This is a genomic window from Streptococcus fryi (assembly GCF_053206505.1).
Map to the genome: position 1 here is coordinate 1 of NZ_JBRUGW010000052.1, position 7072 is coordinate 7072.

The following is a 7072-nucleotide window of genomic DNA, read 5'->3' on the forward strand; positions in this document are numbered from 1 at the left end:
CTTGATCATAGTTCACACGCTGACCAGCTTGGTAGGTCGCTAAGGTTGCTGAATGCACTTTTGGCTCTGACTTAACTGCACTCGGTTGAGTAAAGGTATATGTACCAGTTTTAGAGATAACTTTAAGCCCACCAGAAACAGACGGAGAACTAACGACTGGTCGAGATGCTACTGTACTTGGCTTCTCAGGAGTAGTCGTCGGTTGGGCAGGAACACTGGATTGAGGACTGCTGACTTGACCTAGAGACACATAACGTCTGTAACCACCATAAGAAAGATAGCTCAACCAATGATGATTATCAGATTGCACAACTTGATCATAGTTCACACGCTGACCAGCTTGGTAGGTCGCTAAGGTTGCGGAATGCACTTTTGGCTCTGACTTAACTGCACTCGGTTGAGTAAAGGTATACGTACCAGTTTTTTGGATAACCCTTACCCCACCAGAAACAGATGGAGGGCTAACGACTGGTTGAGATACTGGTTGTTTTACAACTGATCCACTCACCCCATAATAACTGTAGTATTTTTTAATACCATCAACAATCCCCTTTGCTAATTGTTGCTGATAAGCAGGGGATTTTAATTTTGCTAACTCTGAAGAATTTGACATATAACCTAATTCAAGAAGAACAGCAGGTGCAGTTGTTTCTCTTAATACCGCAAAGGTTCTTCGGAGCACTCCGTTATTTTTACCACCTGTTTCGGATACAACAGCAGATTGGATGGCATTAGCCAAAACAGCACTATGGTTAAGACGTTCCTCATCATTGTGATATGTTTGGTTAATTGCTGAAGGATAGTCCTTATGATATTGATAATAATAGGCTTCAATACCTGTAGCTGTTGGAGTTGTTGCAGCATTAAAATGAATACTAACAAATAAATCTGCTTGGCTCATATTAGCCTTTTTAGAACGATCAATCAAATCAACATAAGAGTTATCATCACGTGCTGTAACAATACTATAACCTTCTGCCTCTAACCGATTCCTAACCAAAGACTGCATATTTAGTGTCAAACTTTTTTCCGTTGTATTTTCATACACAGCTCCAGGGTCTGCACCACCATGCCCAGCATCAATAAAAATCACTTTATTATAGACATTATAGTTACCTTGCGAAGCTGAGGTCCCAACTGTATCAGAGGCTGCTGAAGCTGTAATCGATGCTGTCGTTAAATCTGAAGCAGCAACTGGGTTCGCATCTAGGGACAATGGAGCCAATGAAGTTTCTGTTTCTGAACTAATAGGAGCCTCCTGAAGACTATCTGCTTCAGCTAAACCGCCTCCGAACACCGTCAACATTGCTGCACTAGCTACAAACCATCGTTTTTTAGGACGAATTATTCTCTTCTGACTCATTTCCTGACACACTCCCTTACAACTTTAAATATTAGTATCATCATATCATAATATAGCTGATTTTCATAGCATTTATTGGCTTACAATAAATCACAAATAAGACTGTAAACGACCAAACCCGATTTCTTGAAAAGAAAATAGTGATATTCGTGTACTCATATCCTCTTTTATGTTAAAATAAATAGGAATAACTATTGGAGGATTATATGTCTAACCAACATTTTGAAGAATTAAACGACCAACAACTCATTCGTCGTGAAAAAATGGCTGCCCTTGCTGAACAAGGTATTGATCCATTTGGTAAACGCTTTGAGCGTACTGCAGATTCTGCACAATTAAAGAACACTTATCAGGAGCACTCAAAGGAAGAATTAGAAGAACTCAACGCCTCAGCAATCATTGCTGGACGTATCATGACCAAACGTGGTAAGGGTAAGGCTGGCTTTGCACATATCCAAGACCGTGAAGGACAAATTCAAATTTACGTTCGTAAAGATGATGTCGGTGAAGAAGCCTATGAAATCTTTAAAAAAGCAGACCTTGGAGACTTTATTGGTGTTGAAGGCAATGTTATGAAAACCAATGTCGGTGAGCTTTCGTTACATGCAACATCTTTAACACACTTATCTAAATCACTTCGCCCATTACCAGAGAAATTCCATGGCCTGACAGACGTTGAAACCATCTATCGTAAACGTTACCTCGATTTAATTTCAAACCGCGATAGCTTTGAGCGCTTTGTAACCCGTAGTAAAATGATTTCAGAAATCCGCCGCTACCTAGACGGACTTGGTTTCCTAGAAGTAGAAACACCTGTCTTACATAATGAAGCTGGTGGTGCTGCTGCTCGTCCATTCATTACCCACCACAATGCTCAAAATATTGACATGGTCTTGCGTATTGCGACAGAACTTCATCTCAAACGTCTTATCGTTGGTGGTATGGAAAAAGTTTACGAAATTGGCCGTATTTTCCGTAATGAAGGAATGGATGCAACACATAACCCAGAATTTACATCTATTGAAGTTTATGAAGCCTATGCAGACTACTTAGACGTTATGGACCTTACTGAAGGTATTATCCAACACGCTGCCAAATCTGTTTGTGGTGATGGACCAATTGACTATCAAGGTACCACCATTTATATCAATGAACCATTCAAACGCGTCCACATGGTTGATGCCATCAAAGCAATTACTGGAGTTGATTTCTGGCAAGATATGAGTCTTGAAGAAGCTATTGCTATTGCCAAAGAAAAGCATGTCCCTGTTGAAAAACACTATACTGAAGTAGGCCATATCATCAATGCCTTCTTTGAAGAATTTGTAGAGGACACACTCATCCAACCAACTTTTGTCTATGGTCATCCTGTGGCTGTTTCACCACTGGCTAAGAAAAATCCTGATGATGAACGCTTCACAGATCGCTTTGAACTCTTTATCATGACCAAAGAATACGCTAACGCCTTTACAGAACTGAATGATCCTATCGATCAGTTAGAACGTTTTAAGGCACAGGCTAAGGCAAAAGAACTTGGAGATGATGAAGCGACTGGTATTGATTATGACTTTGTGGAAGCCCTTGAATACGGTATGCCTCCAACAGGTGGACTTGGTATCGGTATCGACAGACTTTGCATGCTCCTTACCAATACTACAACTATCCGAGATGTCCTTTTGTTCCCAACGATGAAATAAGCCATGAAAAAACAACATATCGCTTTAATTTCAGCTAGTATTTTTATTGTTTACGGTATCATCACTCACAAATGGAGCTTTTTAGGCTTTGGTGTAACATTTGCCTTTATAGCCTTAGCACGATATCTCAAACAAAAATAAGAAAAAATCTTCCAGAACAAGTTGTACTGGAAGATTTTTTCTGATACTAATAAGCAACTACAAAACATTATTAATGTCCAAATAGCCAAAAACAATTATAGGTTAACCCAAGCTTTTCTATTTTCTAAACGCATTAAGAATGACTTGAAACTCTTCATTTGTCAATGTGATACCTTTACCCATCTTGGTATGATCTGGACTCCACATCCTAATATCAAACTTTGGCTCAGCACCATTAAAACTCACACGATTTAATTCCTTAGTCCACCCTTTATCATTTTCAGATAATACCAATAATTTCTCTTCAATTTTAAATGTAAATTCTGACATATATTTAGCTCCTTATCTTATGCTTAGGATTAATTAACCCTATACCTTATTATTCGTCAAACATTTTATTTTTGCCTTGTTCTAACTTTTTATTTTCAAAATTTTCATTTTAGTGTATAATCATTTTATCAAAAACAAGGAGATACTATGAAAAAAATCTTCTCATCCTTAATTGATCAATTAAAATCTTTTGTAGACAGTACTCCTAAAACAGCCAAAACCACTCCCAGCACCCTAAAGCGAAATCATCTCATCAGTCAAATTCAGAAAGCTTCTTCTGAACAACTTCCTATTCATGTGATTTACAACCAGGGGAGCTTCACAGGTGACCTCATCAAGTACGATAAAGAACAACAAAAGATTATCTTAAAAAACTTCAACAAGGATTTATCTGCTATTATTGCCTTACAAGATATTGATAAAATCACTATAGTCCCTAATCACCTCAGACAATCTCAACAATTAAGGAGCTAGCTTTTTAGCTCCTTTTACTTTATGCCCTGACTGTTCGACTAGTACCATCATCTTTATAAAGATTAATAAGACCCTCCTTACAAGCACGAATCATGTCGCCTGCTTTAACAGACTGAGGTAACTTAATGGTCAGTAGTTCCATTGGATTTGGAGCTCGATCAATTTTTTCACCCTGTTCATTATGTAGCTCTTGAATAGTCGTCTCAAAATGCCTAAAACCTGGTCCGTAAAACTCAACCTTGTCACCTTCGTTAATGACGTTTCTCTGACGAATTGTTGCAGTCATCGTCTCTTCATCAAAACTAACCACTTCACCAACAAACTTGTACTGTGGAATTTTACGGCGAGCGCCAAATAACTGTTCATTCTCAGTCGGCGTGTGATAGTAGAAACCTGTTGCCAGTTCTCTTTGAGCAACCTTCCACATCTCATCAATCAAATCTTGCTTAATGGCTTCAAATGCTTCTGGACTTTCCATATAAGCATCAACAGCTGCTTTATAACAATTTGTCACTGTTGACACATAGTGGATGGACTTCATACGGCCTTCAATTTTTAAACTATCAACACCATTTTCGATCATATCAGGAATACGATCGATCATGGACATATCAACAGAGGACATTGAAAACTCCTCAGGTATTTCACCTTCAAGAGAACGTCTCTCTTGCCCAAAAGGCATATCATAGAGATTGTACTTCCAACGACATGATTGAGAGCAACCTCCTCTGTTAGCATCCCGATGGCTCATATGATTGGATAAAACACAGCGCCCAGAGTAAGAAATACACATTGCCCCGTGGACAAAAGCCTCTATTTCAACAGAGGTCCGTTGACGAATGGTTTCAAGCTCTTGCATACTAACCTCACGTGCAAGCACAACACGTGTCAGACCAAGCTCTTTCCAAAATTCAAATGTTTCATAATTGGTTGATGATGCCTGAGTGGATAGGTGAATTTCCAAACCAGGTGCCTCATTGGCACAGATAACGATTAAGGCTGGATCGGAAATAATAACGGCATCTAAGCCCATGTCACGCAATTCCCTAAACCATGCACCTGCACCAATCTCATTACCCTCATGGGTGACCATGTTGGCAGCTACATATACCTTAGCACCACGCGCGTGAGCATATTCAATCCCCTCACGCATCTCTTCCATGCTAAAGTTACCAGCCCGACTCCGCAAACCATAAGCCTGACCACCAACAAAGACGGCATCTGCTCCGTAATCAATGGCAACCTTTAATTTTTCTAACGTCCCAGCAGGTGCTAATACCTCGGGTCTTTTCAATTGTCTTGTCATATCAATACCCCTTCTATTTGCAAGATAAAAGTGAATAAATCATCAAATGGTGTTACAATTTATTTGACAGTATCTTTGTCAAAATCATAAAAACCTGTATCAAGTCCACGATTTTTAGGGTGATACTGTCTAATGCGTTCTTCTAAAACAAAAGCTTGGTCCTGACTAAACTGACCTTTTTCAATCAAGTCCCTAGCCTCAACAAAACAACGCACAATCTCGACAAAATCATCTCCTGGACAATAGATACCATCTAATTTCCAGCGGTTAAAACCGTTATCAGCTAACTCAAGAAGTTTAGTCATCATACTGATATCATTGTTGATAAAGATATGCGTCCCATGCTTATCTTCATAAATCGAATAATGGCTATCTGGGTCACTTGGTTCTGCCAAAAAAAGTCCACGTTCACGTGTTTTTTCATCATCAATATGTGTGAAATTATAGTAATTTTGTAATAACGGACGTTTGGAGTGATGAATAACTGATGCCCCATATACCAATACTTCTGCCGGGAAATTCAAATTCTTAGCAATCTCAAATAATTCTTCTGATGGAATTTCACGTGCTAAAACCGTTTCAACAGCACCATGCTCTCCCCAAAAATTCACTTGACGACTTGACGTCACAAAGACAGAGGTATCATAGATAAGCTTAAAATCATAACCATCACGTTTATTAACGTAAAAAATTCCAGCATCGCCAGCTACCAAGTAGTCAACCTTAATCTCCTTCATCAAATCAAGAAAAGGTTTAATATTATCCATCATATCTTGATGCATCAAGGCATTACAAGCGACCGTCAATTCCTTACCAGAGCTATGTACAAGATGAGCAATTTCTTTCAGCTCATCATAGCTAAATGATTTTGGTAAACGCAAACCATAATCTTCTTCACCGACATAAATCCTATCAACACCTAAATCCAAAAGCATCTGAACTTGTTCAAATGAATCAGCTGTTGCAGTAATAATAATCTTTTCCATACCCCTTATTTTATCAAAATTTCAAATAAATGCCTAGATATTCCTTAAAATTAAGCTTTTTAGGTCTACTGTAACAAAATTGTAACAAAAAAGTTTCGAATTTATGTTACTATAGAATGGAAGATGGAGACACTTTTAGCTATTGTCGAAAAAAGTAAGTATGATGGATTTTAAATCCTATAACAATATCCTAAGTGCCACATCAATAATACCATGTATGAGTCAGATAGTTTCAAGCCTAGCTAACCTGTATGAATTGTAAAATAAGATGCGCTGAAATTATCTATAAAGGAGACCTATGTCAACATCATTGAATAGGCAAAGACAAACTGAACAAGAATTTGATAATCAGTTACAGTATGAGCCAAAATACCATGAATTTACAGAAATATCACCTCATCAATTAGAGTTAAGTGATGTGATTTTTTTCGGTCAGATAGCTAGTTTTGCAATTAGTACCGTTCTCTTTTGCTTTATATTACTTGTTCAGGAAGTGTCAACGTTCTGGGCTTTTAGTATTGCACTTTTATTAAGCTCTTGTGTCGTCGTTGCTGTATCTCGACTCCTAAACTACTGGCTTAATGATTGATGACTAATCATTAGCTCACTCCTCAGAATTCATCATAGTGTCCTATTGTAGTTGATTAACGGCTCTTTGTCAACTGTAGTGGGTAGATGAAAAGCTAACATCTGGAGAGAATCAGATTGGTTCTCTCCTTTTTGATGTTCAAGGCAATCAAAATCCTTCTTTTAAAGTTGTCAAAGTTTCGGAATC

At 38.2% G+C, this 7072-nt stretch carries 8 protein-coding genes; 4 read left to right on the forward strand and 4 right to left on the reverse strand.

Annotated elements, in window-relative coordinates:
- Positions 1-1363: N-acetylmuramoyl-L-alanine amidase (locus ACVRZH_RS09655; protein WP_447455077.1), on the reverse strand; the 1363-nt coding region annotated here is incomplete at its 3' end.
- A 206-nt stretch (positions 1364-1569) separates the two neighbouring features.
- Here ACVRZH_RS09655 and lysS point away from each other — a divergent pair.
- Both lysS and ACVRZH_RS09665 read left to right on the forward strand, forming a co-directional pair.
- Entirely contained in the window at positions 1570-3060 is a 1491-nt protein-coding gene (lysS, locus tag ACVRZH_RS09660) for a lysine--tRNA ligase (protein WP_447455078.1), read from the forward strand.
- 3 nt (positions 3061-3063) lie between these two features.
- Positions 3064-3201, forward strand: coding sequence for a hypothetical protein (locus ACVRZH_RS09665; RefSeq protein ID WP_447455079.1), 138 nt, complete (start codon positions 3064-3066; stop codon positions 3199-3201).
- Between the two features lie 117 nt (positions 3202-3318).
- On the opposite strand, the gene ACVRZH_RS09670 is transcribed toward ACVRZH_RS09665, so the two are convergent.
- Positions 3319-3531 (reverse strand): YdbC family protein, encoded by a 213-nt coding sequence (locus ACVRZH_RS09670; protein ID WP_447455080.1) that lies wholly within the window; start codon positions 3529-3531, stop codon positions 3319-3321.
- 147 nt (positions 3532-3678) lie between these two features.
- On the opposite strand from ACVRZH_RS09670, the gene ACVRZH_RS09675 reads away from it, so the two are divergent.
- Positions 3679-4005 (forward strand): hypothetical protein, encoded by a 327-nt coding sequence (locus ACVRZH_RS09675; protein WP_447455081.1) that lies wholly within the window; start codon positions 3679-3681, stop codon positions 4003-4005.
- Between the two features lie 19 nt (positions 4006-4024).
- On the opposite strand, the gene ACVRZH_RS09680 is transcribed toward ACVRZH_RS09675, so the two are convergent.
- Together ACVRZH_RS09680 and ACVRZH_RS09685 are read right to left on the reverse strand one after the other, a co-directional pair.
- Positions 4025-5311: a peptidase U32 family protein gene (locus ACVRZH_RS09680; protein WP_447455082.1), complete on the reverse strand. Its 1287-nt coding sequence runs from the start codon at positions 5309-5311 to the stop codon at positions 4025-4027.
- Positions 5312-5370: 59 nt separating this feature from the next.
- On the reverse strand, positions 5371-6297 hold the full coding sequence (locus ACVRZH_RS09685; protein ID WP_447455083.1) for a peptidase U32 family protein: 927 nt from the start codon (positions 6295-6297) through the stop codon (positions 5371-5373).
- A 298-nt stretch (positions 6298-6595) separates the two neighbouring features.
- Between ACVRZH_RS09685 and ACVRZH_RS09690 the strand changes: the two genes are divergently transcribed.
- Positions 6596-6886 (forward strand): DUF3270 family protein, encoded by a 291-nt coding sequence (locus ACVRZH_RS09690; RefSeq protein WP_447455084.1) that lies wholly within the window; start codon positions 6596-6598, stop codon positions 6884-6886.
- Positions 6887-7072 lie beyond the last annotated feature (186 nt).

Coding starts and splice junctions, on each gene's coding strand:
- lysS (WP_447455078.1), top strand. CDS start 1,570: ATGTCTAACCAACATTTTGAAGAATTAAACGACCAACAACTCATTCGT.
- ACVRZH_RS09665 (WP_447455079.1), top strand. CDS start 3,064: ATGAAAAAACAACATATCGCTTTAATTTCAGCTAGTATTTTTATTGTT.
- ACVRZH_RS09670 (WP_447455080.1), bottom strand. CDS start 3,531: ATGTCAGAATTTACATTTAAAATTGAAGAGAAATTATTGGTATTATCT.
- ACVRZH_RS09675 (WP_447455081.1), top strand. CDS start 3,679: ATGAAAAAAATCTTCTCATCCTTAATTGATCAATTAAAATCTTTTGTA.
- ACVRZH_RS09680 (WP_447455082.1), bottom strand. CDS start 5,311: ATGACAAGACAATTGAAAAGACCCGAGGTATTAGCACCTGCTGGGACG.
- ACVRZH_RS09685 (WP_447455083.1), bottom strand. CDS start 6,297: ATGGAAAAGATTATTATTACTGCAACAGCTGATTCATTTGAACAAGTT.
- ACVRZH_RS09690 (WP_447455084.1), top strand. CDS start 6,596: ATGTCAACATCATTGAATAGGCAAAGACAAACTGAACAAGAATTTGAT.